The 25,195-nt window shown below is 44.5% G+C and carries 24 protein-coding genes and 1 pseudogene; 8 read left to right on the plus strand and 17 right to left on the minus strand.

The window, feature by feature from the left end; all coding sequences use genetic code 11:
- Positions 1–67 precede the first annotated feature (67 nt).
- The 3 genes from ydiJ to ACZ5O6_RS08575 all read left to right on the plus strand — a co-directional run bounded on the left by ydiJ (position 68) and on the right by ACZ5O6_RS08575 (position 4,677).
- Positions 68–3,121, plus strand: a complete 3,054-nt coding sequence (gene ydiJ, locus ACZ5O6_RS08565; protein ID WP_447092565.1) for a D-2-hydroxyglutarate dehydrogenase YdiJ — start codon at positions 68–70, stop codon at positions 3,119–3,121.
- A gap of 67 nt (positions 3,122–3,188) precedes the next feature.
- On the plus strand, positions 3,189–4,133 hold the full coding sequence (locus ACZ5O6_RS08570; protein ID WP_447092566.1) for a DUF535 family protein: 945 nt from the start codon (positions 3,189–3,191) through the stop codon (positions 4,131–4,133).
- Positions 4,134–4,221: 88 nt separating this feature from the next.
- The gene (locus ACZ5O6_RS08575) at positions 4,222–4,677 is read left to right on the plus strand and encodes a serine O-acetyltransferase (RefSeq protein WP_447092567.1); all 456 of its coding nucleotides are present in this window, start codon (positions 4,222–4,224) and stop codon (positions 4,675–4,677) included.
- A gap of 50 nt (positions 4,678–4,727) precedes the next feature.
- Here ACZ5O6_RS08575 and ACZ5O6_RS08580 read toward each other — a convergent pair whose 3' ends face one another.
- From ACZ5O6_RS08580 to ACZ5O6_RS08625, 10 genes and pseudogenes are all read right to left on the minus strand, one after another.
- Positions 4,728–5,771 carry an AI-2E family transporter gene (locus ACZ5O6_RS08580; protein WP_447092568.1) on the minus strand — a complete coding sequence of 348 codons (1,044 nt, stop codon included), beginning with the start codon at positions 5,769–5,771 and terminating at the stop codon, positions 4,728–4,730.
- Between the two features lie 79 nt (positions 5,772–5,850).
- Positions 5,851–6,195: a hypothetical protein gene (locus ACZ5O6_RS08585; RefSeq protein ID WP_447092569.1), complete on the minus strand. Its 345-nt coding sequence runs from the start codon at positions 6,193–6,195 to the stop codon at positions 5,851–5,853.
- Positions 6,196–6,204: 9 nt separating this feature from the next.
- A complete protein-coding gene (locus ACZ5O6_RS08590) occupies positions 6,205–7,788 on the minus strand; it encodes a peptide chain release factor 3 (protein WP_447092570.1) in 1,584 nt (527 codons plus the stop codon).
- A 57-nt stretch (positions 7,789–7,845) separates the two neighbouring features.
- Entirely contained in the window at positions 7,846–8,448 is a 603-nt protein-coding gene (locus tag ACZ5O6_RS08595) for a mobile mystery protein B (protein ID WP_447092571.1), read from the minus strand.
- A 3-nt stretch (positions 8,449–8,451) separates the two neighbouring features.
- Positions 8,452–8,934, minus strand: coding sequence for a mobile mystery protein A (locus tag ACZ5O6_RS08600; protein WP_447092572.1), 483 nt, complete (start codon positions 8,932–8,934; stop codon positions 8,452–8,454).
- Positions 8,935–9,256: 322 nt separating this feature from the next.
- On the minus strand, positions 9,257–12,514 hold the full coding sequence (locus ACZ5O6_RS08605) for a type I restriction endonuclease subunit R (protein WP_447092573.1): 3,258 nt from the start codon (positions 12,512–12,514) through the stop codon (positions 9,257–9,259).
- Between the two features lie 34 nt (positions 12,515–12,548).
- Entirely contained in the window at positions 12,549–13,556 is a 1,008-nt protein-coding gene (gene rhuM, locus ACZ5O6_RS08610) for a RhuM family protein (RefSeq protein WP_447092574.1), read from the minus strand.
- A 37-nt stretch (positions 13,557–13,593) separates the two neighbouring features.
- Positions 13,594–14,970, minus strand: a complete 1,377-nt coding sequence (locus ACZ5O6_RS08615; protein ID WP_447092575.1) for a restriction endonuclease subunit S — start codon at positions 14,968–14,970, stop codon at positions 13,594–13,596.
- On the minus strand, positions 14,963–16,693 hold the full coding sequence (locus tag ACZ5O6_RS08620; protein WP_447092576.1) for a class I SAM-dependent DNA methyltransferase: 1,731 nt from the start codon (positions 16,691–16,693) through the stop codon (positions 14,963–14,965). The genes ACZ5O6_RS08615 and ACZ5O6_RS08620 overlap by 8 nt, the downstream gene beginning before the upstream one ends.
- A 48-nt stretch (positions 16,694–16,741) precedes the next feature.
- Positions 16,742–16,871 (minus strand): annotated as a pseudogene (locus tag ACZ5O6_RS08625) (helix-turn-helix domain-containing protein).
- Between the two features lie 105 nt (positions 16,872–16,976).
- On the opposite strand from ACZ5O6_RS08625, the gene ACZ5O6_RS08630 reads away from it, so the two are divergent.
- From ACZ5O6_RS08630 to ACZ5O6_RS08645, 4 genes are all read left to right on the plus strand, one after another.
- Complete coding sequence (locus tag ACZ5O6_RS08630; RefSeq protein WP_447092577.1) at positions 16,977–17,216, plus strand: hypothetical protein; 240 nt, start codon at positions 16,977–16,979, stop codon at positions 17,214–17,216.
- 102 nt (positions 17,217–17,318) lie between these two features.
- Entirely contained in the window at positions 17,319–18,011 is a 693-nt protein-coding gene (gene trmB, locus ACZ5O6_RS08635; protein ID WP_447092578.1) for a tRNA (guanine(46)-N(7))-methyltransferase TrmB, read from the plus strand.
- A complete protein-coding gene (locus tag ACZ5O6_RS08640) occupies positions 18,011–18,304 on the plus strand; it encodes a DUF3820 family protein (RefSeq protein WP_447092579.1) in 294 nt (97 codons plus the stop codon). Before trmB ends, ACZ5O6_RS08640 begins: the two co-directional genes overlap by 1 nt.
- Positions 18,305–18,397: 93 nt before the next feature.
- A complete protein-coding gene (locus ACZ5O6_RS08645; protein WP_447092580.1) occupies positions 18,398–19,063 on the plus strand; it encodes an alpha/beta hydrolase in 666 nt (221 codons plus the stop codon).
- 34 nt (positions 19,064–19,097) lie between these two features.
- Here ACZ5O6_RS08645 and ACZ5O6_RS08650 read toward each other — a convergent pair whose 3' ends face one another.
- From ACZ5O6_RS08650 to ACZ5O6_RS08680, 7 genes are all read right to left on the minus strand, one after another.
- Entirely contained in the window at positions 19,098–20,414 is a 1,317-nt protein-coding gene (locus tag ACZ5O6_RS08650; protein WP_447092581.1) for a type II toxin-antitoxin system HipA family toxin, read from the minus strand.
- Entirely contained in the window at positions 20,411–20,821 is a 411-nt protein-coding gene (locus ACZ5O6_RS08655; RefSeq protein ID WP_447092582.1) for a helix-turn-helix transcriptional regulator, read from the minus strand. The genes ACZ5O6_RS08650 and ACZ5O6_RS08655 overlap by 4 nt, the downstream gene beginning before the upstream one ends.
- Before the next feature lie 167 nt (positions 20,822–20,988).
- On the minus strand, positions 20,989–21,444 hold the full coding sequence (locus ACZ5O6_RS08660) for a YehS family protein (protein WP_447092583.1): 456 nt from the start codon (positions 21,442–21,444) through the stop codon (positions 20,989–20,991).
- A 61-nt stretch (positions 21,445–21,505) separates the two neighbouring features.
- On the minus strand, positions 21,506–22,396 hold the full coding sequence (locus tag ACZ5O6_RS08665; RefSeq protein WP_447092584.1) for a DMT family transporter: 891 nt from the start codon (positions 22,394–22,396) through the stop codon (positions 21,506–21,508).
- 63 nt (positions 22,397–22,459) lie between these two features.
- The gene (gene rimI / locus ACZ5O6_RS08670; protein ID WP_447092585.1) at positions 22,460–22,999 is read right to left on the minus strand and encodes a ribosomal protein S18-alanine N-acetyltransferase; all 540 of its coding nucleotides are present in this window, start codon (positions 22,997–22,999) and stop codon (positions 22,460–22,462) included.
- The gene (locus ACZ5O6_RS08675) at positions 22,954–23,916 is read right to left on the minus strand and encodes a hypothetical protein (protein WP_447092586.1); all 963 of its coding nucleotides are present in this window, start codon (positions 23,914–23,916) and stop codon (positions 22,954–22,956) included. Before ACZ5O6_RS08675 ends, rimI begins: the two co-directional genes overlap by 46 nt.
- 28 nt (positions 23,917–23,944) lie before the next feature.
- Positions 23,945–24,544: a TIGR02444 family protein gene (locus ACZ5O6_RS08680; protein ID WP_447092587.1), complete on the minus strand. Its 600-nt coding sequence runs from the start codon at positions 24,542–24,544 to the stop codon at positions 23,945–23,947.
- 98 nt (positions 24,545–24,642) lie between these two features.
- Here ACZ5O6_RS08680 and ACZ5O6_RS08685 point away from each other — a divergent pair, with 98 nt between their 5' ends.
- Complete coding sequence (locus tag ACZ5O6_RS08685) at positions 24,643–25,134, plus strand: shikimate kinase (RefSeq protein WP_447092588.1); 492 nt, start codon at positions 24,643–24,645, stop codon at positions 25,132–25,134.
- Positions 25,135–25,195: the final 61 nt, after the last annotated feature.

Raw genomic sequence — 25,195 nt, forward strand, 5'->3', positions numbered from 1 at the left:
GTGATTAATCGCGTAAAAAGGTAAAATAGCGACAATCTCACCACTCTATCAATAGCAAGTTGCCTACATGATTCCAAGTCTTAGTAGTACATCACCAGTTCAGCAAAAATATCTGCATTTTATCGACACCTTAACCACCTACGGTTTCAGCGGTGAGCTGTGCCCTGACTATGCCAACCGCACGGTACTTGCTACGGATAACTCGCTCTACCAAGTGTTACCGCAAGGGGTGATTTACCCGAAAACCATTAATGACTTGGTCACGCTCACTGAGTTGAGCAATATGACGCAGTTCCACGATATTGTCTTAAGCCCACGTGGTGGCGGCACCGGGACTAATGGACAGTCGCTGACTGATGGTTTAGTGGTCGATATGTCGCGACATATGAATCAAATACTAGAGATTAATGTAAAGGAGCGCTGGGTGCGCGTTCAAAGTGGTGTCGTCAAAGATCAGCTCAATGCGGCAATCAAGCCTTACGGTTTATTTTTTGCGCCAGAATTATCCACCAGTAACCGCGCAACCATCGGCGGTATGATCAATACCGATGCCTCTGGGCAAGGCTCATGCGCTTACGGGAAAACACGCGATCATGTACTCGCGCTAAAAACGGTATTACTCGATGGGAGTATTTTAGAAAGCCAGCCAATATCGAATACGGAGCTGACAGAAAAAAAGCAACAGGCCAATCGTACTGGACATATTTATCAAGTCGTTGATGACATACAGCAGCAACATCATCAAGCGATCAAAGACACCTTCCCTAAACTCAATCGTTGCTTAACGGGCTATGACCTTGCGCATATACGTAACGATCTTGACGAGTTTGATATCAATAGTATTTTATGCGGTAGTGAAGGCACGCTCGGTTTTATCGCCGAGGCCAAACTCAATTTATTACCGATGCCTAAACAAACCGTGCTGGTCAATTTACGCTACGAAAATTTTAATGCTGCCCTGCGTGATGCAGAAGCCATTATGGCTGTTGGCCCCACGTCTATTGAAACCGTAGACTCTAAAGTACTGAACTTAGCCAAGGGTGATATTGTTTGGGAGACCGTTAGCGCGTTTTTCCCCGATGATGCTAACGACCCTGCGCCATTAGAAGGCGTTAACTTTGTTGAATATACCGCAGACTCTGAAGCAGAACTGCAAGAAAAAATGCAACCGCTGCTCACACAGCTAGATACGGGTGATAACAATATCAGCATGGGTTACACCATTGCCTACAATCAAGATGTGAATAAAATTTGGGGCATGCGCAAAAAGTCAGTCGGTTTATTGGGCAACATTCAAGGCGAAGCGAGGCCAATGCCTTTTGTAGAAGACACGGCAGTACCGCCCGAAAATTTAGCCGACTTTATTATTGAATTTCGCGCGCTACTCGATTCGCATAATCTACAGTATGGGATGTTTGGCCATGTCGATGCGGGCGTTTTACATGTGCGCCCCATTTTAGATATGAAAGAAAAAGAGCAAGCACAGTTAGTGCGTGTGATTACCGACCAAGTGGTCGAATTAACGCATAAATACGGCGGCTTATTATGGGGAGAACACGGCAAAGGGGTACGCTCGGAGTATGCGCCTAAATTTTTTGGTGATTTATACCCGCAGCTGCAACGCATTAAACGCGCCTTTGATCCACGCAACCAACTCAACCCCGGTAAAATCGCAACGCCTGCGGCCGACATCCCTTTATTAAAAATTGATGAAGTCACCACCCGCGGCGAACTGGATAGTGGCATTAAAGTCGAAAGCTGGGAAGGTTATAGCGAAGGCATGTTTTGTAACGGTAACGGCGCTTGCCATAACTGGGACCCTAACGACGCGATGTGCCCTTCATGGAAAGGCACACGTAAACGCACTCACACCCCTAAAGGCCGGGCATCGCTGATACGCGAGTGGTTAAAGCAATTGAGCGAACGTGATGTCGACGCCGTTGCTAGCAGCAACAGCCTTCATCAACAACCAGCATATAAAACGGCGTGGTCGTTCTTGCCACGCATTAAAAATACGATCAAAAAATATCGTGGTGAATACGACTTCTCGAACGAAGTACATGAATCAATGATGGGTTGCTTAGCCTGCAAATCTTGCGTGGGGCAATGCCCTGTTAAAGTAGATGTACCTGAATTTCGCTCTAAATTTTTAGAACTGTACTACACACGTTATTTACGCCCACTCAAAGATTATTTTGTGGGCAGTTTAGAACTCGTTTTACCCTTCGCGGCAAAAGCACCCAAAGTTTACAACGCAGTGATGGGCGCCACATGGGTTCAAAAAGCGCTCGCCAAAACAACTGGTTTAAGCGACAGCCCCCTATTAAGCACGATTGATTTCGACAAAGAATTGCAAAAGCTAGGCGTGTTGTACGCCGACATTGAAAATATTAATCAACTAGCCGACGACGAAAAAGCCTCAGCGGTAATTATTGTACAAGATGCATTTACGCGCTTTTTTGAAACGCAATTTGTATTAGACAGTATTCAGCTACTACAATCCTTAGGTTTTACACCGTTAGTTGCACCGTTTTTACCGAATGGTAAACCCTTACATGTTCATGGCTTTCGCAAGGCATTTAACCGCACCGCAGAAAAAACCAGCCAAAAATTGAATACTCTTGCAGACAGTGGCATACCGTTAATTGGATTAGAACCTTCGATGACTCTAGCTTATCGAGGGGAATATCAAAAAGCGGTAAATAACGCACCCCATGTGCTCTTAATTCAAGAATGGTTGGCAACACAAACCGAACAGCTAACGAAAAAACAATCCGGCGTTAAAACACAATTTAAACTCCTCGCGCATTGCACTGAAAAAACCAATGCACCTACTGCTATCAAGCAATGGCAAGATGTCTTTAGCGCTTTGGGGCACGAGCTAACAATGGTGAATGTAGGTTGTTGCGGTATGGCCGGCACCTATGGGCATGAAACGCAAAACGTGGATACGTCTAAACAGATTTACTCGCTGTCTTGGAGTGAAGTGATTAATAACCCAGAGAATCACGGCGTCATCATGGCCAGCGGCTTTTCATGTAGAAGCCAAGTCAAACGCGTAGATAATTACAAAATACCAAGCCCCATTAGCGTACTGCTAGACGAGTTAAGCGCACACTAAGGTACAGTTGATGATACGCTAACGCTGATCTAATACAGGTGTTCACCCCATTACTTGCAGGCAAACAATGTTAAAAAAAGCATCAACCGATATTTTATCGTTAACTCAGTTGATTGTTGCGACTGCAAAAACAGCGCACCCCAATTGCAAACCGCAACATTACCATCGTGTATTGCGGTTTATTTATCGCGTGTTTTGTAAAAAGAATCTACTGACTACACTAATAAACCGCGTTAATAATATTGCTGCTCCACACGCTATTCCTGTAGACACTGACCATGTGGGCGCTATGGTGTGGCCTTATGTATGCAATGAGTGGAATGAGAAAAAACGTTGTGATGTGATCGCCAGCCATTATGAATATCTTGCAGATAATCATTACTATGTTTTGATGCAGGCCAAACAGCAACCGATAACACTTATCGATTTGTCTGATCATTCTGCAAACACTCGAATTGTTATCGACAAACCTATTTGGTTTAGACGTGAAGGTGAGCTAGTCATTAATTTATTTCAAGGCGAATTACGCGTTGTGTCTATTGCCGTTGTCATTAATAAAGAAGATATGATTATTGGTGCCGTACAAGGTATACATGGCGGGGTATCTACCGATGAGTCACTCGCTATTTTCAAAAACCTTACAAAAGACTTTAATGGCTTACGTCCAAGAAGTTTAGTGTTGGAAGTTTTGCGTAACCTAGCAACGCATATGAGTATGCACAATATTTTGGCCGTGGCTGATAAAAACCGGCATCATCGGCATACGTATTTCGGGAAATCAAGCACCTCAGAGTTATCAGGAAATTATGATACCGTATGGGAAGAAAACGGAGGCTGGCAAGAAAAAGACGGCGATGACTATTTTTATCAGCTCCCCATACGGTCTCCAAGAAAACCCATAGAAGAAATAGCTTCTAAAAAGCGATCCCTTTATCGGCGACGATATGCGATGCTTGATACTATCGCCAATGACGTGAACCTGTCGATGGATAAACTGAAGAAAAACACATAGGCAAGCGCTGAACTCATCATGACGATAAAGACTGAAATCTACTACTCGTTATGGCTATTGCCTTAACCTATAAAGGTAAATAATAATTATGGCCTTCTGTAATATCCACGCCAATGTTGCACTCATCAAAAATATTCATCGCTATCAACGTGCAGCAGGCAACGGTGGTGTATTGTCATCATTATCACGAGCCCTTGCTGCCGCACTCCACAAGTTTTGGAGTGTGTTAACGGGGTCTGATATTGATCGAGATGCCAGCATTAGTATCGACTTACAGTTGCCGCATCCCAATGGTGTAATTATGCACAGAGACGCAGTGGTCGGCCAAGGCTGTATGATTATGCAGCAAGTGACATTGGGGCAAACGGGAAATAGTGGAGCACCAACGGTAGGTAATAATGTGTATATCGGTGCAGGTGCTAAATTACTCGGCGATATCACAGTAGGGGATGGAGCCAAAATAGGCGCTAATGCTGTCGTACTGAAAGATGTACCAGAGAATGCAACGGCGGTGGGTGTACCGGCCAGAATTATTCTTTCTTAAACCTCGCCATGTAGCGCCCTCAGCATCGACCCGCCTAGCGCAGCACCCTGCTATTTATTATCGGGCGACTCTACTACCCCTGCCCCTAACATCACGCCAATCCAACGGGTATCCTCCGAATTCTCTAACGCTATTTTCACCATAATGGTTAGCGGTACCGACAGCAACATACCCACTGGCCCTAATATCCACCCCCAAAACACGAGAGATAAAAAAACCACTAACGACGATAAGTCTAAGCCTTTACCCATAAAACGCGGCTCAAGTACTGAACCAACAATAACATTAACCGCCACATAAAATATGGCCGTAACAAATGCTTCACCGACACCCAATTGCACAACCGCTAATAGCACCGGAGGCACTGCAGCAAGAATAGAACCAAAAGTAGGAATAAAATTAAGTAAGAAAGCTAATAACCCCCAAAGTACGGGATAATCGACACCAATAATCGCTAGCGCAACCATGACTAATACACCGGTGGCCATACTCACTAAGGTTTTTATTGCCATATATTTATTCAGGCTTTGAGTAAAACGGCCTAGCGCCTCAAGAGTTTTCTCACTTTTGCTAGAAGCATTCCTTAACTTTTCAGTGAAATTAATTTCTTCAGTAAGAATAAAAATAACAGTAAGAAGAATTAAAAACCCGTCTGTCATAATATTACCGAACGAGGTTAAGGTGTTACCCGCCATCGTTAATGCGGCGCTTGGGTTCACCATTTCACGCCATGTGCTCGGATCAATCACTACTCCCCACTCAGAAAGCCATGTCTGCAAACCTGATGACAATAAAGTAAGTCTTGCCTGATACTCGGGAATATTAGCCGTAAAACTATTAACCGATGAACCCACAATCGCGCCAATAAACATACCCACAACAACCATCATGACAACAATTAATACAATCGAGGCACCCGTAGGAATTCGGTAGCGTTTCATAAACCCCAATAGCGGGGTACAAATAATCGCAATAAACAGAGATAAAAAGAAAGGCACCAATAAGGATTCTGCAGCACGCATACCCGCAACAACAATAATAAATGCGGCGGTTACCAGTAAAAAGCGAGAGATGGGAGAAGAAAAATTGCCCATAATTATTCCTTAAAAGTTGATATATTTTTCTGATCAATTCTTGATCTAATAAAATTCTAAATCATATGCAGAATAACGGCTACGAGTCATTAAGCTGTTTTAATTCATCAAGAATAACACGGAGTTGCTCGCGCCCTTGTAGAGAAAATAAATAAGGGGGTTGTTGCTCACCGATATAATAATGTTCTTCCACGTCAACACATTGTTGACGAATACATTCAAGCGCTGGCGAATGCCGAATCGTCATCCCGAAGGTCATGTACCAGTTATTATCGGTTGCCTGACCGGTAAGTACCATTTCTAACACCCGTACCATCCGCGCGCGATCCACACGATAGTAAGGTGTCTTTAATCGAAAAAACAAATAACCTATCGCCGCAACAATACAAACACTTAATACAACGGTTGCGATAACAGTCAACACCGTATGCCTTTAGTGCTCTCGTGTTGCACGGAACAGCACATCGGGGTGACGCTCTTCGGTAAGCGATAAGTTCACTCGTGTTGGCGCTAAGTACGTTAAATGCCCACCACCATCGATGGCTAAGTTATCCGCACATTTACGTTTAAACTCTTCTAATTTTTTATTATCGTCACAGTCAGCCCAACGCGCGGTCGTCACATTAACAGCTTCGTAGATCGCATCGACTTTGTATTCATCTTTTAGGCGATAAGCCACCACCTCAAACTGCAGAACACCCACAGCACCAACAACAATATCGGTATTACTCATTGGAAAGAAGACTTGAGTTGACCCTTCTTCTGATAATTGTTGCAGACCTTTTTGTAATTGCTTAAGTTTAAGCGGATCTTTTAAACGGATACGGCGAAATAATTCGGGCGCAAAGTGAGGGATACCCGTATATTTCAGCGTCTCACCTTCGGTAAAGGTATCACCAATTTGAATAGTCCCGTGATTATGCAAACCAATAATATCGCCTGACATAGCCTCCTGTACGGCACTGCGATCGCCGGCTAAAAAGGTTACGGCATCGGCAATTTTTACATCTTTGCCTAAGCGGACATGTTTCATTTTCATGCCTTTGGTGTATTTACCTGAACACACGCGCATAAAGGCGATACGGTCTCGATGCTTAGGATCCATATTGGCTTGAATTTTAAATACAAAGCCCGAAAACTTTTCTTCCTCTGCACTAACTTCACGCTCTTTGGTCATTCGTGGTTGTGGTGTGGGTGCCCATTCAACAAAACCATCCAGCATTTCTCGTACACCAAAGTTACCCAACGCCGTCCCAAAAAATACGGGTGTTAAGCGGCCTGCTAAATAATCGTCTGCATTAAACTCATGCGTCGCACCGCGCACTAATTCCATTTCATCACGAATATCCTCGGCATAGCTGCCGAATAACTCTGTTGCTTCGTCGCTATCTAAACCTTGGATACGAATATCGTCATTAAGCATATGTCCCATGCCCTGCTGATACACATGAATAGTATCGGTATACAGGTTGTACACGCCTTTAAACTCTTTACCCATACCAATAGGCCAGTTAATCGGTGCGGCTTCAATTTTAAGTACGCTTTCGATCTCATCGAGAACATCGATTGGGTCGCGAATATCACGATCCATTTTATTGATAAAGGATAAAATGGGCGTATCGCGCAAGCGACATACATCCATCAATTTAATAGTACGATCTTCCACACCCTTAGCGCCATCAATCACCATCAACACCGAATCGACAGCGGTTAACGTACGGTAAGTATCTTCCGAAAAATCTTCGTGACCCGGCGTATCCAACAGGTTCACGGTGCGATCCTTATAAGGAAATTGCATCACCGACGATGTTACCGAGATACCCCGTTCCTGCTCCATACTCATCCAGTCCGACTTCGCATGAGGGCCTTTTTTACCCTTCACCGAACCCGCCAACTGAATTGCCTGCCCTAATAGCAGCAGTTTTTCGGTAATGGTTGTTTTACCCGCATCGGGGTGAGAAATAATCGCGAAAGTACGTCGTTTACCGACTTCATTAATAAAATTGGCATCTGCCATATCTTTAAAACCCTTATTTACACCTGTATTTATTACTATTTCTTGAGCGCCAACAAACTAAGCACCAACAAATTTCAACAAAGCACGCAAATCGTGCCTATCAGCAGCTCTAAGCGCGGCAATATATTGATCGCGGCGCTCATTCATGGCTTCCAGCCTGTAACCACCAGCCCAATCAATGGCAGGCTCATTTAATAATTTTGTTAATATGGCATCCGCCATTATTCGTGCATGCCGCCCATTACCATTGGGAAACGGGTGGATAAATACCAACTTGTGATGAAATCTAGCCGCCAGCTCTTTAGACGAATAAGTGTCATGCTCAACCCAGTATTTAGCATCGTCCAATAGTTGCCGCAATTGGATAGCAACCTGTATCGGATCAACACCGATATTCTTTTCCGTACGCCGGAATGACCCTGCCCACTTCCAGACACTGCCAAACAACCGCTTGTGCAGCTCTAACACAAAAGCCTCTGATAACACATCAGGGTTCTTTTGTTTATCTAACCACTTCAACCCTTCGGTGATGCTCGCTTGCTCAAGCTGGTCTAGCTCCCCCCTAGTGCTCACGTGCTTAAACTTCAAGCCATCCAGCTCGTCAGGGTGTCGCACCATCGGCTCCTTCAATAAAGTGCTCACCGAGATTTGAATCATCATCCGTCATTCATCATTCCAAAAGTCGGATGGCATTTTATCGATAATTTGCGCAGCAATGCGCTCAACTTCAAATTCGAGCTGCTCTTTACTCAATGATTGCGATTCAAGCGCCATATGCGTGGATGCCGCTTTTACCTGAGCACGCGCTTTTTCAATAGCGCGCGCTTTAATCACATCCTCCACGTTTTGCTTGGGTACAATCGCGTACACAAACGTGCAATCCATCGCCTCAGCCATAGATTGCATAGTCTTCAGGGTAACACTTCTGTGCGGCTCATCTTGTTCAGCCTTAGATATACGGGCTTTAGTAACGCCCAGCTTTTTAGCCAATTGCGTGCCAGACATACCCAGCGCCGTTCGTACCGTACGCAGCCAACCCTCTTTGGGAAGCCCATGGTTAGGGAGCATAGATAAGCCAGCAAACTGACTGACCGCTTGGTTCACCTTATCTCGATATTGCTTGGCTACTATCTTGTCTATACTCATGCTCTTTTACTCTGGACAATCTTTATATGTACTCGAACACCCAAATAGTATACATATTTATATACCGGCACAATATCTAAGTCAACGCATAGATTGACATTAAAAAATTTTTAGTAAATATACTTATTGACTTAAAGTGATTTTAGGTCAACACACTTGTATACATTTTTAAGTTTATGATCCTCAGCTTTTAAGAGAGCTATCGCCGTAAATACCAATATTTTTTAAAATGTGTTTTTAATTTTCTCAGCTCTTCTTAAAACTCTCAGCTTACTCAAATATTTCCTTGTAAACTTTATCACAGTCAAATAGTAGTGGATAACTAACGCTCACTTTCAGCACTCCAATGCTCACTCAATGCCTCAGCCTGCTTTAAACAAAGCTCAATTGCCTCATCAGCTTTGTCCGGCGGATATTTCCACTTCCTAAGCGCTCGGCGTACAAGGTTACGTAATTTCGCTCGCACGCTATCCCGCACCTGCCAGTCAACGGTCGTACTTTTTCTCAACTGGGTGGTTACGTGTTTAGCCAGTTCACGAAGATTATTATCACCTAGCTCTCTAACAGCAGACTCGTTTTGAATAAGCGCTCTGTAAAAAGCAATTTCATCAGTGTTTAAGCCAGAGTTCGCGGCAAGTTCTTCATCTTCGGCCATTTCTTTGGCCATCTTGATTAGCTCTTCGATAACCTGTGCCGTTTCAATCGCTCTATTGTGGTACTTGCGCAACGTTTCCTGTATGCGCTCGGAATATTTCTTTTCAGAAACCACATCTGTTTTCATCCGAGCTTTAACTTCGTCACGCAATAGGCGCTCTAACAAATCAACAGCTAGATTCTTCTCCTTCATATTGGCTACGTCTTCCATAAATTCTGGAGACAGCAGGCCAATATTTGGCTTATCAAGTCCGACTAAATTAAAGATGTCATCAACACCATCGGCAATAACGGCATTGTCGATTATTTGCTTCAGCGCTGAGTTTTTCTCTTCGTCAGAGCGACGTTTATCAATAGTGGTGAACTTGCTGATTGCATTCTTAACCGCACCAAGGAATGCAATTTCCTTCTTGAACGGCTCTACCTCGTCCATGGTTCCGCAAAGTGTGTAAGCCTTGCTAATTGCAGCCATTACGTCTAGAAAGCGCTTCTTACCATCTAATTCACCACTACTGCCCTTAAGTCCCAAAATATGGTTCATGGCACCGGGCAAAAGCTGCAATGCATTCTCTTCATAACCGCTGTAGTCGAAAGCAGAGCCATCAGCGCCATGAGAAGCAAACATACTTCTAACAACATCCATTTTTTCTAGAAGGATAGCGTAGGCTTCATGAGTATCGTGTGTTGGTTTACCTTTACCGTTTGAACCCGTGTAGGTTTTTAGCGCCTGTTTTAATTCATTGGCAATACCGATGTAATCAACAACTAACCCACCGGGCTTGTCTTTAAATACTCGGTTAACTCGCGCAATCGCCTGCATTAGATTGTGGCCTTTCATCGGTTTGTCGATGTACATTGTGTGACAATTAGGCGCATCAAAACCCGTTAGCCACATATCTCGCACTATCACGATTTGCAGAGGATCGTTGACATCCTTAAAGCGTTTTTCAAACAGCTTTTTAGTTTCTTTATTGTAGATATGCGGTTGCAGCTTTTCTTTGTCTGAAGCGGCCCCTGTCATCACAATTTTAATAGCGCCTTTCATTGGATCGGAGGCTTCACCTAATGGAGAGCCATGCCACTCAGGTCTTATAGCGACTATCGCATCGTATAAATCAACACAGATTTCTCTGCTCATGCAAACTGCCATAGCCTTACCGGGCATGGTTGCAATTCGGTTTTCAAAATGTTCAACCAAGTCATTTCCAACTAAGGCAATACGAGGTTCGCTACCCACTAATTTTTCTAATGCCGCCCATTTAGATTTTGTATTTTCCCTTGCTGCGACGTCTTCCTCATCTTCAATAACTTCATCGACTTCATCATTAAGGGCTTCCATTTCTGCTTCGTTGATATTCAACTTTGCCAATCTGGACTCGTAATAAATAGGCACCGTCGCCCCATCATCAACGGCATCCTGAATATCATAGATAGACACGTAATCACCAAATACCGCTCTGGTGTCTTTATCCGCAGAGTCTATCGGTGTTCCTGTAAAGCCAATAAAGGAGGCTGCGGGCAACGCATCTCGCATATGTTTTGAATAACCAAATGTATACTTTTTACCGATGACCTCTCCCGTTTTGCTTTTTATATCGACTAATTTGGCTTTATCACCATACTGACTACGGTGGGCTTCATCGCTTACCACAACGATATTTTTCCGCTCGCTTAACACAGGGTGAGACGTTTCATCACTCAGTAGTGCGAATTTCTGAACCGTTGTGAAGATAATCCCACCAGATTGCCGAGAAGATAGAATGTCTCGCAAATCATCACGGTCTTGGGCTTGAACGGGCGTTTGTTTGAGTGTTTCAGCGGCCATACCGAAAGTGTCATAGAGCTGGCCATCAAGATCGTTACGGTCAGTGACTACCACAATTGTCGGGTTGTTCATTTCAGGTTGAGCGAGCAATTTACCCGTATAGCACACCATGGAGATCGATTTACCAGAACCCTGTGTATGCCACACAACACCGGCTTTACCCGAACCGGGCACTACTCTATTTGCGTAACTGGCTCTAGGTTCGGCAATACCATCCACTCTTTGTGCAGCAATAACCGTTGCCTTAACCGCTTCACGCACGGCATGAAACTGGTGATAGCCAGCTATTTTCTTGATGGTAGCGCCTGCGGCGGGGTTTTCAGAAGAGCCACCAGCCTGCTCGAATAATATGAAGTGGCGAACATAATCCAAAAATAAATCTGGTTTAAAAAAGCCCCTGATCAATGTTTCCAGTGCATACTCAAATAGCGGTCTATCATGTTCATTACTGACGGTACGCCATGCCATAAAGCGTTCTTTACTGGCTGTCAGAGAACCGACGCGAGCATTGAGACCATCACTAATAACAAGCGCCTCATTAAAAGCGAACAGGTCAGGAATTTCGTCCTTATACGTTTGAATCTGCTGATAAGCCGACCAAATATCCGCTTTGCTATCGGCTGGATTTTTTAACTCTAATACTGCAAGCGGTAGACCATTGATAAACACAATAACATCCGGGCGGCGATTACCCTTGCTGCCCACCAAGGTAAATTGGTTCACCACCAAAAACAGGTTATTGGCGATGTTATCAAAATCCACCAAGCGCACGTAGTCGTGTTTTTCTTCACCGCGCGCGTCTTTGTACTCTACCTTTACACCTTCCAATAACATTTGATGAAAGGCTTTGTTGTTTTTAATCAGAATTGGCGTTTCGGGCTTCGCCACTTGTAACGCGGCACGTTCCAAAGTATCTGCAGGGATATGCGGATTTATCTTTGTAAGGCTGTGCAGCAAGCGCTGATGCAAGACGATTTGACGGTAATCACTGCGCTCTGGGTTGCTACCATCCGGCGCAATATCGTAGCCGCACACATAGTCGTAACCTATCGCTTGAAACCATTCGAGGCAAAGCTGTTCTAGTTGGTCTTCAGTGATCACGTTTTTTGCTCCTATCAGCGCGTTATTTCGTCTCTTACGCCAGCATATTCATAATTAAACGGATAAGTGTTTCTTTTTGATCGGGTTTAGATTCCGCCACTAACAGCGTTAAGGCCGCTAGGCCCGTATCGTTAATACAAGGATGGCCTTGTGCGTTATAGAGGCGCTGATTGCGATGCAAAAAATCCACGAATAAAAACGCACCACTGCGTTTATTGCCGTCAGTGAAGGGGTGATTTTTTACAACAAAGTACAGCAGATGGGCGGCTTTGCTTTCGATTGTTGGATAAGCGGCTTCACCAAAGACACTTTGATTAAGATTTCCCAACAGTGCACTGAGGCCATCACCGCGAGGCTTGGCAAATAATTCGGTGGTTTCGCCGCGGGCTATCAGGTTTTGCTTAAGTTGTGCCAGTGCCTCGCTGGCCTCTTGATGGCTGGGCAAATGACCACCAGCTTGGCCTGTGGGCTCGTTGAGCAAACCCTCATCGTAGCGCTGTAACCATAAAAAGGATTGAGTGTAGCGGCTCACAATATCCACTAAACCGCGCCCCGACTCCTGCGTAAGCTCTGGGCTTTGGGCCGCCTTATTGATTAACGCCAGAGCTTGTTGCAGTTCAGCGGCGTTTTGGTCGAAGCGTTGCTGATTAATGGTATAACCTTGTACCAAATAGTCACGTAAACGCTGAGTTGCCCATATTCTAAATTGCGTAGCACGGCTTGAATTCACACGATAGCCAACAGAAATAATGGCGTCTAAATTGTAATATTTAACGCGGCGTGTTTGCGTTTTATCACTTATGGCGCCATGCGTAGTGGTATGTTCCAAAACGGAACATACCACTGGCTCGTGCAATTCTTTCGATTTAAAGATATTCCCCAAATGCTTAGTAATTGCCGGTCGTTTAGTGCCGAATAGCTCAGCCATTTGCAATTGCGAAAGCCAAACAGTGTCTTGCTCTAGCGCCACCTCTAATTGCACTTGCCCATCTTCTGATTGAAATAGTTGAATAGCTGGCTGACGTTCAGTGTCATGTGTCATCGTGTCATTCCCTTAGTCTTTTGTATTGAGTCCTTGTTCATGCAGAGGCTTCCAGCTCTGCGGTATTGGCGTGGGTGGTGAGTTCGCCGGAGAGGAGTTTGGGTAGCAAGGCATCACGAATTTGTTCTAGCAATTTACTTTCGATACTTTTGCTATCAATTATCTTGTAATAACTACTCACGGTTTTGCCGAAGGCTTTTCTAGCAGCTAGTGTTGGTTTTACTATTGCCCATCCTGCTATAGATTTTTTATCTCCTCTTGGCATTTTCGCACCCTTAGAAGTTTTCATCATGAATTTAAAAAAACCATCTTGATACAGCAAGTTATATAAAAATTCGATTGAGTCATCATCAATAGCTTTAAAACCAAGTACATCGTTGGAGCGCCCCCCGCTAAAACGAGCCAGCCATATTTTCTTAAAATAAGGGCGGATATTAGAAACTAAGATATGACCTTTACTAAAATAAGGAACTGTTTTAGTTGTGGGAAGAGATGCTGCAACGGAGATACCTTTTTTTCCACTCAGCATATTTTCTGTTGAAACATAATTTTTTAGCGACAACTCAGTTACATTGACACTCCCATTAGTAAATGCAGCAATACTATCTAATGTCGAAACTTCCCAGCCTTCTGGGATTTCACCTAGCTCAGACTCTACAAGATTATCTGGAAAGAGTGCGGCGGTGGACTTGAGTTTTTCGAGTTGCTTATCACTTAGGCTGTTCAGCTCATCGACTCCTTTGCCTGCAATAGCGGCCATAGCAGCAAGCTCAGGGTCTTGACCATTTTCCTTTGCAGCGATTTTGGCACGGGTGGGTTCAAAATCCACAAACCAGCTTTTGAAGATAGCTTGGGCGATGGCTTCAAGGGTTTGGTTGGTTTGGCGGTTGAGTTGGATTTTGTCGTCGAGTGATTTCAAAATCTTTGATATTCTCTTCTGCTCTTCTAAAGGAGGTAATGGAATAGGCAACCCCTTTACCGTTGGTATATTTGTATAACCTTGCACTGAACCCGCATTGTGGTTTGCGTGATTAGCTTTAAATTGCTTACTGCTAACAACATAATACAGATACTCGGAATCCAGCTTTTCAGGATCAGGCCTTAAAACTCCAATTGAACTGGAAAAACCGAAATGGTCTTGCTCTTTATATAAATATGCATTTCCAAATGTACCTATGATTCCAAAAAGCACATCACCCGGCTGAGGTCGCCTTGTCGCTTTGCTATCCTTAGAAAATAATTTCTCAAAAGACTCCTCAGATATAAAATCCAGTTTATCTAGCTTTAAACTTCCTTGACCAATATTTTTTGAAGTTAAGTACGGTATCCCTGAATCAGTTCTTTTAACTTTACTATGCGCCCCATCACCAACAGAACACACATCGCCGATTGTTACCTCTTTGAACTCAGACATCAAAACCCAACCCCGACAAGTTATGCTTTATCTCTGCCTCTAGCCGATCAGACTCTTCAAGCTGATTCTTCAATTGCGCTGTTAGGCGCGCCATCTTTTCTGCAAAAGGTTCACCATCGTCTTCTTCGGCAGCAGCGCCTACATAACGACCGGGTGTAAGAACATAGTCGTGTTTGGCAATTTCGTCTAAGGTTGCCGATTTACAAAAGCCCGGTATGTTTTCATAGCCTTCGCCCATCGGGCCGCTCTCGTCCATCCCTGGACTACGCGGCACTTGGACTCCTGTCCGGCGCCAATTGTGAAAGACATCGGTCACTTTGTTCAGATCGTCTTCGGTAAAGTCTCGCAAAACTCGGTCTTTCATATACCCTAAATTTCGCGCATCGATAAACAATACCTCGCCTTTACGGTCACGTAGTTGTCTACCGCTTGCCGCCGTTCTAGCCCCTTTGTTTTTAGTTAGAAACCAGATACAGGCAGGGATTTGTGTATTGGTGAAAAGCTGCCCCGGCAGCGCCACCATGCATTCAATTAAATCTTCTTCAATTAGCTTTTTACGAATAGCACCTTCATTGTTCGTATTCGAGCTCATGGAACCATTAGACAGTAATAAGCCCATCGAGCCATTGGGCGCGAGGTGATAGAGCATATGTTGAAGCCACGCGAAGTTGGCATTGCCCGATGGCGGTGTGCCGTATTTCCAGCGAGGATCGTTTTCGCTGACGCCTGTGTCCCACTCTTTCATGTTGAAAGGCGGATTGGCCATCACGTAATCGGCGCGTAAATCGGGGTGCTGATCATTGATGTAGGTATTAGCCGGCTCTTTACCGAAGTTAAAATCAATGCCTCGTATGGCCATGTTCATGGCGGCCAGCTGCCAAGTGGTATGGTTGTATTCTTGGCCATAGATAGAGACTTCACCAATGCGGCCTTTGTGGGCGTCGATAAAAGATTCGGTTTGTACAAAGAAGCCACCGGAGCCCATAGCAGGATCGTATACCCGCCCTTTGAATGGCTCAAGCATTTGCACAATCAAACTAACAATAGATTTTGGCGTGTAGTACTGTCCACCTTTTTTACCTTCTGCCAAGGCGAACTGGCCGAGCATATATTCGTATACGTGCCCAAGAATATCTTTGGAGTTCAGGCTGGCATGGTTGAATGGGATCGTTGCGATTAGATCGATAAGTTCGCCTAGCTTGGCTTGATCGATTTGCAAGCGGGTGTATAGCTTATTCAGTACGCCTTTGAGTTTTTGGTTATCCGCTTCAATTTGCTCTAGAGCGTTGTCGATTAGATGCCCAACAGAGCTGAATTTTTTTGTACTGCCATCAGGTAACTTTAGCTCTGCGCCACCAATAACGGTTTTGTTGTTGTCTTGCAAAAATTGCCACCGCGCTGCCGCTGGCACCCAAAATACGTTTACCTCGGCGTAATAATCTCGTTGCTCAAGCTCGACCTTTAACTCTTCAGCATATTCTTCTGAATCTTTGCCGTCAAAGTCTTCTGGGTCTAAATAATAATCGTGGTCGGGGTTGGTAAATTGCGCTGTGAGTTCGTCTTGGCGAATTTTAAAGGCGTCGGAAACGTACTTTAAGAAAACAAGCCCCAGCACGGTATGTTTGTACTGAGATGCATCAAGGGTAGAGCGTAGCTTATCAGCGGCATTCCAGAGTTTTTTATCAAGCTCTGCTAAAAACTGTTGTTCTTCGTTATTGGTCATCTACTCTGTTCTCTTCTTTTATTCTTCTATCCATTGCAAAACATCCTCTCACTTAAAGCGCCAACTGCCACCCACTTTAAATCCGGGCAGCTTGCCTTCGGCGGCCAGTCGATACGCGGTTTTCTCTGCCCACATAAGAGTCAGCGACCTCTTTTAAGGTCAATATTTTATCAGCAATAGCGTATCCACCGTGAAACAGATGAGACAATAAGGGAAAGTTGAGGAACCAACAAGGTTATTAAGGCTTTTACTGCCGACTTTTCTGCATTAGGTGGCAGAAGGGATGGTTTGCACGCTATTCGATCAAAAAGCGTGGTCGCGGATGGGTGAACTTAAAGGGGTAAATTTTATGTGCGAGCTTGGAGGGGCGATAAAAGCGCTTATTGCACGCCGGTTGTTTCGCGCCAAGGCTTACCATCGCAGTGTAGATAATTGGGACAATCAGGCAGACAACCGCGACAAGGCGGGCGTGGGTGCGCGCTGGTGTTTTCACTATTGGACGATGCGGCGGCATTGGCGTTAGCTGGGTGCGCTGGAGTAATGGGCTTTTTCATGGCTGGCCTTTTATTCTTTGAGTGATAATGTAGACTGATACGCTTTTTCGTTGAAACAGTTCATTTTTATTATGAGTTTTACTCCCGCCAAGCCCGTCACATCGCCCCAACAAGGGCGGCATGAGAACCTAGAAACGACCGTTTGTAAGCATTTAACTAAGCGCTCACAAAAACCCATTGCGGAACATAACCGTACGGCGTTTGCGCACGCTCACACGCATTGGCAATCATTAGGACAGCCACTCGCCATACTCGACAGCGGCTGCGGTACGGGGGAAAGTACGCGTTACCTTGCCCATACGTATCCGGACCATTTGGTGATTGGCATTGATCGCTCACTGAAGCGACTCGAAAATAACGACAACCAAGCACTCCCCAAAAACAGCTTACTGCTGCGCGCTGAATGCACAGACTTCTGGCAATTAGCTGAACAAAACGGCTGGCACTTTGCCAAACACACGCTGTTCTACCCCAACCCTTACCCCAAACCTAAACACTTACAACGCCGCTGGCATGGAGATGCAGCATGGGCGAGTTTACTTACAATTAGTGAAGCGATTGAGTTACGTACTAACTGGTCAATTTATGCTGATGAGTTTTATCATGCGCTATTAATTAGCGAAAAACATCAAGCACGCTTTGACCGTATTCACATCAATACCTATACACCAGAGCAAACCGTCACCGCGTTTGAAAGAAAGTATCAAGCAAGCGGGCATACCTTATGGCAAGTAACAGCAACTACCGCGAAGGAGAGTCACTAATGGATCAACCCTCTGTCTTAACCCCAGAAAACCTTTACGCGCTGGTTACAGAAACGATGCCCTTTGGAAAATATCAAGGATTTCTATTGGCCGATTTACCCGAAGAATATTTATTGTGGTTTGATAAGCAAGGCTTCCCAACCGGCAAACTGGGCGAATGGCTACAACTGGCCTTAGTATTACATATTGATGGTAGCCGTGCAGTGCTTAAACCGCTGCGCGAAAAATACTCGCCCAACCATTCACCTCAGTATTCAACGCAAACACCCAAAAAACGTATTCAATTTGATTAAGCCGAAACACTCAACAAAACAAGTACGTTATAATTTACGCCATTTATTATAGACCATTACTAACTCCCTTTATTGACAGTAGACATTGTTTTTATGCCATCACTAAAATATCTCGAAATCGACACGCAACCCAATCCAACCGCCTCCGTTATCTGGCTGCATGGGCTAGGAGCCAGTGGACATGATTTTGAACCGATAGTACCTGAGTTAAGACTCCCCATGGGTGTTCGCTTTATTTTCCCTCATGCACCCAACCGTACGGTTACCGTGAATGGCGGCATGGTGATGCCGGCGTGGTATGACATTATTTCGATGAGTATTGATCGTGTGATTGACACCCAGCAAATTATGGAATCGTCGCAAGCAGTCGGTGAATTAATTGAGCAAGAAATTACACGTGGTATTCCTAGCGAGCGTATTTTTATTGCGGGTTTTTCACAAGGCGGTGCCGTGGCTTATGAGGCTGCGTTAAGCTACCCGAAAAAGCTCGGCGGATTAATTGCACTATCCACCTATTTTGCCACCAAAGAAACCATCGCAGCCAGTGAAAAAAACGCAGCACTTCCGATTTTTATTGGCCACGGCGAGGTTGATAATGTTGTCGATGAAGTATTAGGCCAACAAGCGATAAACGAATTAACCCTGCGCGGCTATCAACCGAAATATCACACCTACCCTATCGCTCATAGTGTTTGCATGGAAGAGATTACCGATATTTCCCTGTGGTTACAAAAACAATTGCAGGAAGAAAACACGTGATAAAAATTAAAAATAACGTCTATCAAAGAATTTATTAACACATAAACGATAAGCGGTGGTGTTTTGATATTTCATTTTGCCACTGCATATCGACACCTGCTTTTCCAGCAAATATTTTCCACGCACTCACCACATCAATAATCTCTTCAACGATGGCCTTTGCCCGCCCTCGCGCCAGAGCAATCGTTGCGGCACAATCATCAAAATCCTGCTGAACAAAGCCATCGCGCTTACCATTGAGTGTCATTTGGTGCTGGTTTGTCCATAGGCCATCGGGATTGTAACTATAAGTAATATCGTAGGCAGGCGATAATGACCATTGACCACGCTTATCCATTAAGAAGGCAATATTTTTTACGTGATCGTCTTGGTTTCTCGCCACTATATTAAACACCATACGGCGAAATTGTTGCTCAAGACTTTGCATCGGTAAACCAAGCTGGCGGATGGTGGCGAATGCTTGCTCGTAGCTATATGCGCCCGCTTGATTAAAGTCGTAATGGCAAAGTGCAGCCAATGTTTGCATGTGCCGCTTTTGATAACGGCCATTATGATTAACACGATCAAATCGCTGCGTCATAAAATGTTGTCGGCCACCTTCTTCAAACAACCGGCACTGACTCATTTCAATGCCCGCTGCCGTTGCCATTAGATAATAAGCATATTCAATAGCGCCAAAGCCTTTAGGATCGTTCAATTCTTTATCGCGATTATTGCTGACCCCATCAAACTTTAACAGCCAATAAGAGTAATCGGTATCTGCTTCTATTTGGCCTGAACGTACATCGTTGGTTTTTTCATTCCACGCAATAATCGCTTTGGCTCGTGCGCCACCGGCAGATGTGCCGACACGAAAAATATCTTGTAATCCAGCCGAGTCTTGATCTCCTCGAAAGGCAGTAGAAAACTGCTGTCGTTCTGACAATATAGTCGACGCTAAATCCACTAACTGATCGACCGCTAAAGCTCTCGATGGATCAGTCGATGGGCCCATGCTTGGTTTGACTTCAACCGCACCCATACCCCGCGAGCCGATATAACACAGGCGCTCAACTGGGTTAAAAGAGGCCGCACGCCGACCTTGCGTCGCCAACCACGCATCAATCAGTGCATGACCAAACTTGTCGGGTAATAAATCAGATAATAAACCGGGTAAACCATAGAACGCCGTTTTGTCTAGCTGAGGAAAGCGATACACGGTGTCGGATAAAGGCATCATGATGGGAGATACTTGAATGCCACTCGTTAAAAATGCTTTGTCGTATTCAAAAGCACCGTAACCGAGCGCATCATCCCAAGATATTGCACCAATGGAGGTTCCCCATAACACCACTTCGGCCACGGTATTCATTCATCACCCCACTGCCATTGCTGGTCTGGTCGTGGTTCATTGATCTCTCTCGTCGTAGATTCGCTGTTAGCGGGATTAGCGGTAATTGGTGGGTAACGGGTCGATGGATAAGCACGCTTGCGCACTTTCTTTGTAGCCGATTGTATTTTAAGTTGCTGCAATGGACTTATAGCCGGCTCAGGAAACACCTCCTCAAGTAAAGGGAGCTTACCCTGCACACGTAACACCCGAATCAAATTAGCCAGTTGTATCGACTCGCCAGACTCAAGACGCTCAATGGTGCGCTTAGACACACCCGCTTCTTCAGCTAAACGGGCTTGTGTCATATTTGCATCTAATCGATTATCCGCAATACGCCGACCAATCGATTGGAGAACCATTGCATCCGTATCATAGGATTCAAACATAAAAGCTCCTTATACCATGAAGCGACCTTAAATCGCCAGAAATGACGATAAAAATCAAAATAATGAATCAAGTCTACAAAAATGACGACAAACAGTCAAAGTAATCGACAGAAGTGACGCTAAATACTGCAAAAAACATCATAAACCGCCATTTTTGACGATAAAAGTCACGTTCGCATATAAACACTTAAGCCATTAAAAAACTTTTCTAACAAGCCATCATCACACGGAACAAAATGCTTATTCGAGGGTTTACGATATAGAGCAGATATTTCGTGACTAGACATCTCACAATCTGCAAGCATAAAAATATTATCTAAATCTCGGGCTTCTAATGTTAATGCGATACGTATTTTTTTAAGAATACCGTTATTATCAATAGATGCAGGAGGCGAAACCGGCTTCGGCGAAGGCCCACGGCGCTCGATGATCAATCCTTCTAGAAATTGAATAAAATGTGCGTCTTCGCATACCGTATATTCATCGTCACTTTGTGCCGCTAAAAACGGTTGAATATGTGCTGGTGATAACTGGCAGCCACCGGTTTGAAAACATTGAATCAACGCGGTATCTTCCGCAGAAAGAATAAAGCGCAAGCGACGTAGTATTTCGTTGTTATCCATTAAAACCCCTTACATGATATTAACTGCACTCTTATTTGCAGCTGCTCTTATTTACAGTTTCTTATTGACGATGCTTACTTGGAAGCATATTCACCATAGCGCCCACTAAAATAAGTACGGCGCCGATTACTGTCCACAGTGTTGGAATTTCGCTAAATATGACAATACCTAGCACCATCGCAAAGACAACCTGAAGATAAGAAAAGCTGGTCGCCTTGCCAGCACCCTCTGTCTTCATCGCTTTAGTCAGACCAATTTGACCCATCTGTGTAGTCACACCAACCAGTAATAGAAATAGCCATGTCCAGCCTTGCGGCATCACAATTTCATCTCCCAACAAGATCAAAGACAACGGCAAGGCAATGATGGGAAAATAAAAAATAATGACCGAGCTATCTTCAGTCGCATTTAATTTTCTTACCAATACGTAGGCAATCGCACTCCCTAATGCACCTGCAATTGCAGCCGCAATCGCCCAGAGTGGATAATGAGAAGTCACATAAGCGGATTCAAAAAATGCCAACAAAAAGTCTGGCTGTACAATCATTAACAAACCCAAAAAGCTACATGCAATACACGCCAACGTATTTTTATATACTTTTTCTTGTAGAAAAAAAACGGCGAGTAATGCGGTAAACATAGGATGCAAATATTGTAATACTGTTGCTTCTGCAAACGGCAAATGTGTGAGCGCGGTATAAACAAAGATCAGTGCAATAGCACCCACCGCACCACGAGCAAACAACAGGGCTTTACGTGTGCCCCACACTGAGAGTTTTTTTCGCCGCACATCAACATAGCTGATCAGGGCGGATATCAATGCGCGAGCCGCAACAATTTGTAATACTGGTATTCCCTGAGCATAAGACAATTTAACAAACACCCCCATCAAGGCGAAACCTAGAGCGCTCAATATCATATAGCGTGCGCTTAACGGGATAAGGGTGAACAAAAAGGCCTCCGGGGCGTAATAAAATATAAAAAGAAAAATGGTTTATTCGTGTAGGTCAGAACGCTACAGCGACAATGCTTTCGCCATAATTAATGCGTCTTCTCTTGAGTAATTATCGCCGTTATTACTAGGGTAATAATTAGCACGCACGCCTACTTCGTTAAAGCCCGACGCATCATATAGTGCAATAGCCGGTGAGTTAGAGCGACGAACTTCTAAAAATAAAGTGCTAATTGTTGCTTCAAAAGAATCACTAATGTAATCCAATAATAAAAGGCCAATACCTTGTCGTTGATACGCGGGGTTAACCGTAATATTCAGTAGTTCTGCTTCATCAACGACCGTAGACGTAATCGCATACGCCACTATCGTCTTGCTACACGTGGCTGATGTCAGCAGGTAACAATCATGATTGGAGCCAATACTGGATAAAAAACTTTGAGAAGACCATGGGTGATGTTGAGCAATCATTTCTATCGCTAACACTGCGTCAAGATCTGATTCTTGCATCGAACGTACACAATAACACGATTGGTTACGTGTATTAATCAAGCTAATCACGATGGTGTCGATGGCGTTAACAACACCTGTAAGGCCTGCCACATGATGCGTTTCTGCATGGGGTCATTTAGCATATCAACTAAACTGGGAGCAACAATGACATGACTATTATGATGCTCCCACGTGGATGATACCACCGAGCCTTTATGAGCCTCGTAAAAGTCGATAGCGGATAACTCACCACTGTCATTGCTGGCTGGTGTATTTTTTGGCGCAAGAGCAAACTGCGCTGCATGCTGCCCTAACAACAGCAATGCTTTTACGGGCGCCTTCGAATACTGCGCTGACACGTATGCTTGCACCATTGCTCTTGCCTCATCAACCTCACTTGTTTGCTCTACAATACCTGCCATTTTTTTACGCGTCGCTTGCTGGCTAAATAACGGCCAACGTAATAGTTCGCTTTTTGGTAATTGCACTAAAGGGTAACCAATACTACGCAAGATATTTTGCAGTAACTTATCCGTGGGTAACGCAGAGGCGGGCTGTCGAGAATCGATCACAATAAGTTCATCGCGAATACGCCACACATTTAGTGAGAAGCGCACGCCTTGAGCAACCGCTGATACTGCGGTATCAACACTCACGGGTTCCTTAACGATCGATTGAGGTTGAGCTGAAATATCGGCAACTGCAGCAGTGTCACTACGAGCTAGCGCTTCTGGTTGCAAGCTTGCTTTTTTCGGTTCATCGCTTGCCGGTTTAATGCCTAATGACTGCATAAGTTCATCAGCGACGGGTGCTATAGGCTTTGGTAACTGAGCTGAAGGTTCATCTGGCAGCAACGCCGGAGCAGAGGGCGATAAATCATCGACATCGGCGGTCGAAAAGGCCGCAGGCTCTCGTAATGCATCATCAGATAACAGTTGCGATGGTTGCGCATTTGGCAACACATAGCGCGGCATATAGTTTTCGATACCAAGCGCATCAAGGTACGTTAAGCGATGTTTTTCTAACATAAGCAGTCTGAGGATGTGATCGATGTAATCATACCCAATGACGTTCAACTTGGGCGAAGACGTCATCATACTGTATCAGAGGGTTTACTGCATGAATGATCGTTGCTAACGATGAAACGACAACAGCAGTCGATGACGAGCGGCTAGAATCAGCCGTCAAAAGATGGGGGATACAATGATGAATATTCATCACAACAGATTGAGTGGCGACGTTAACGCTAGCCCCCACCGAACAACTTGCCATAACTACCTGCTCTAACGCACCCAACAATGCCTTCTCAGCGGCAAGTTCAACATTTTTGACTTGCTCACGCACATGAGACCACTGGCTACACTCATGGCTATTGCCACTGCCATCGTCGAGATTGTTTGTATGCACCATTTTCATATCCCGCCGTAGCCGTCTTAACGGTTCAATACATCCCGACTCCCATTGTGCGGCACGGCTATATAAATGCTCAGCAACTTCAGGGCTTAGCACGATATTGTGTTTAGACACCCAGCAAGCCGTTAATAGTAGCGGTACATTAACGCCGTACTGGTCTTGTAGCGCTAAACAAGCACTTTTAACTGATGGTTCACTATAAAGTTTGCAGGCAAACGTCCATAAAGCTATCATTCGCGCCATATTTAAAGACTCTTAACACTCGAGAAAAATACTCTCGACAGATATAGCTTCAACAAAAGTCACACCTTTCAACAGTAATAAAAGTAGCCAAATGTAACATGAATATAATTCTTATCGGAATGCCTGGATCAGGGAAAAGCACCGTTGGTGTACAGCTCGCAAAAACACTAGGCCTAGATTTTATCGACACCGACATCCTGATTCAAACACAGGAAGGGCGACAACTACAAGATATTCAAGATAACGACGGACATGTTGTACTGCGCTCTATCGAAGAACAAGTCATACTTGGCTTACATGCTGATAATGTACTGATCTCTACCGGTGGCAGTGCCGTTTACAGCGATACAGCTATGCAGCATTTAAAGAAAATGGGCACAGTTATTTTTCTAGACGTTAGTGTAAAAGAACTTGAGAAGCGTATTAGCGGGCAAGGGCCTCGTGGCATCGCCTGCTCTGAAGGGCAAACGTTTAATGACATCTATGACGAAAGACTTCCCTTGTATCAACGCTATGCCGATATTACCCACAATAATGAAACCGCAATTAATATTGCAACATTGGTAGAGCAATTACCGCCACAACATTAACACTTGTAAACACACCGGTTGACCGATCACTATAAGGATATAAAAAGCACAAATTGACATC

It is taken from the genome of Eionea flava, from assembly GCF_055393785.1.

Bases quoted from the DNA above. Each gene is read 5' to 3' on its own strand.
- ACZ5O6_RS08640 (WP_447092579.1), top strand. From the start codon at position 18,011: ATGGATCAACCCTCTGTCTTAACCCCAGAAAACCTTTACGCGCTGGTT.
- ACZ5O6_RS08575 (WP_447092567.1), top strand. From the start codon at position 4,222: ATGGCCTTCTGTAATATCCACGCCAATGTTGCACTCATCAAAAATATT.
- ACZ5O6_RS08570 (WP_447092566.1), top strand. From the start codon at position 3,189: ATGTTAAAAAAAGCATCAACCGATATTTTATCGTTAACTCAGTTGATT.
- ACZ5O6_RS08655 (WP_447092582.1), bottom strand. From the start codon at position 20,821: ATGTTTGAATCCTATGATACGGATGCAATGGTTCTCCAATCGATTGGT.
- ACZ5O6_RS08680 (WP_447092587.1), bottom strand. From the start codon at position 24,544: ATGGCGCGAATGATAGCTTTATGGACGTTTGCCTGCAAACTTTATAGT.
- rhuM (WP_447092574.1), bottom strand. From the start codon at position 13,556: ATGACACATGACACTGAACGTCAGCCAGCTATTCAACTATTTCAATCA.
- ACZ5O6_RS08660 (WP_447092583.1), bottom strand. From the start codon at position 21,444: ATGGATAACAACGAAATACTACGTCGCTTGCGCTTTATTCTTTCTGCG.
- trmB (WP_447092578.1), top strand. From the start codon at position 17,319: ATGAGTTTTACTCCCGCCAAGCCCGTCACATCGCCCCAACAAGGGCGG.
- ACZ5O6_RS08595 (WP_447092571.1), bottom strand. From the start codon at position 8,448: ATGATGATTCAAATCTCGGTGAGCACTTTATTGAAGGAGCCGATGGTG.
- ACZ5O6_RS08650 (WP_447092581.1), bottom strand. From the start codon at position 20,414: ATGAATACCGTGGCCGAAGTGGTGTTATGGGGAACCTCCATTGGTGCA.
- ACZ5O6_RS08600 (WP_447092572.1), bottom strand. From the start codon at position 8,934: ATGAGTATAGACAAGATAGTAGCCAAGCAATATCGAGATAAGGTGAAC.
- ACZ5O6_RS08630 (WP_447092577.1), top strand. From the start codon at position 16,977: ATGGTTTGCACGCTATTCGATCAAAAAGCGTGGTCGCGGATGGGTGAA.
- ACZ5O6_RS08675 (WP_447092586.1), bottom strand. From the start codon at position 23,916: ATGTTAGAAAAACATCGCTTAACGTACCTTGATGCGCTTGGTATCGAA.
- ACZ5O6_RS08580 (WP_447092568.1), bottom strand. From the start codon at position 5,771: ATGGGCAATTTTTCTTCTCCCATCTCTCGCTTTTTACTGGTAACCGCC.
- ACZ5O6_RS08615 (WP_447092575.1), bottom strand. From the start codon at position 14,970: ATGTCTGAGTTCAAAGAGGTAACAATCGGCGATGTGTGTTCTGTTGGT.
- ACZ5O6_RS08590 (WP_447092570.1), bottom strand. From the start codon at position 7,788: ATGGCAGATGCCAATTTTATTAATGAAGTCGGTAAACGACGTACTTTC.
- ACZ5O6_RS08685 (WP_447092588.1), top strand. From the start codon at position 24,643: ATGAATATAATTCTTATCGGAATGCCTGGATCAGGGAAAAGCACCGTT.
- ACZ5O6_RS08645 (WP_447092580.1), top strand. From the start codon at position 18,398: ATGCCATCACTAAAATATCTCGAAATCGACACGCAACCCAATCCAACC.
- ydiJ (WP_447092565.1), top strand. From the start codon at position 68: ATGATTCCAAGTCTTAGTAGTACATCACCAGTTCAGCAAAAATATCTG.
- ACZ5O6_RS08620 (WP_447092576.1), bottom strand. From the start codon at position 16,693: ATGACCAATAACGAAGAACAACAGTTTTTAGCAGAGCTTGATAAAAAA.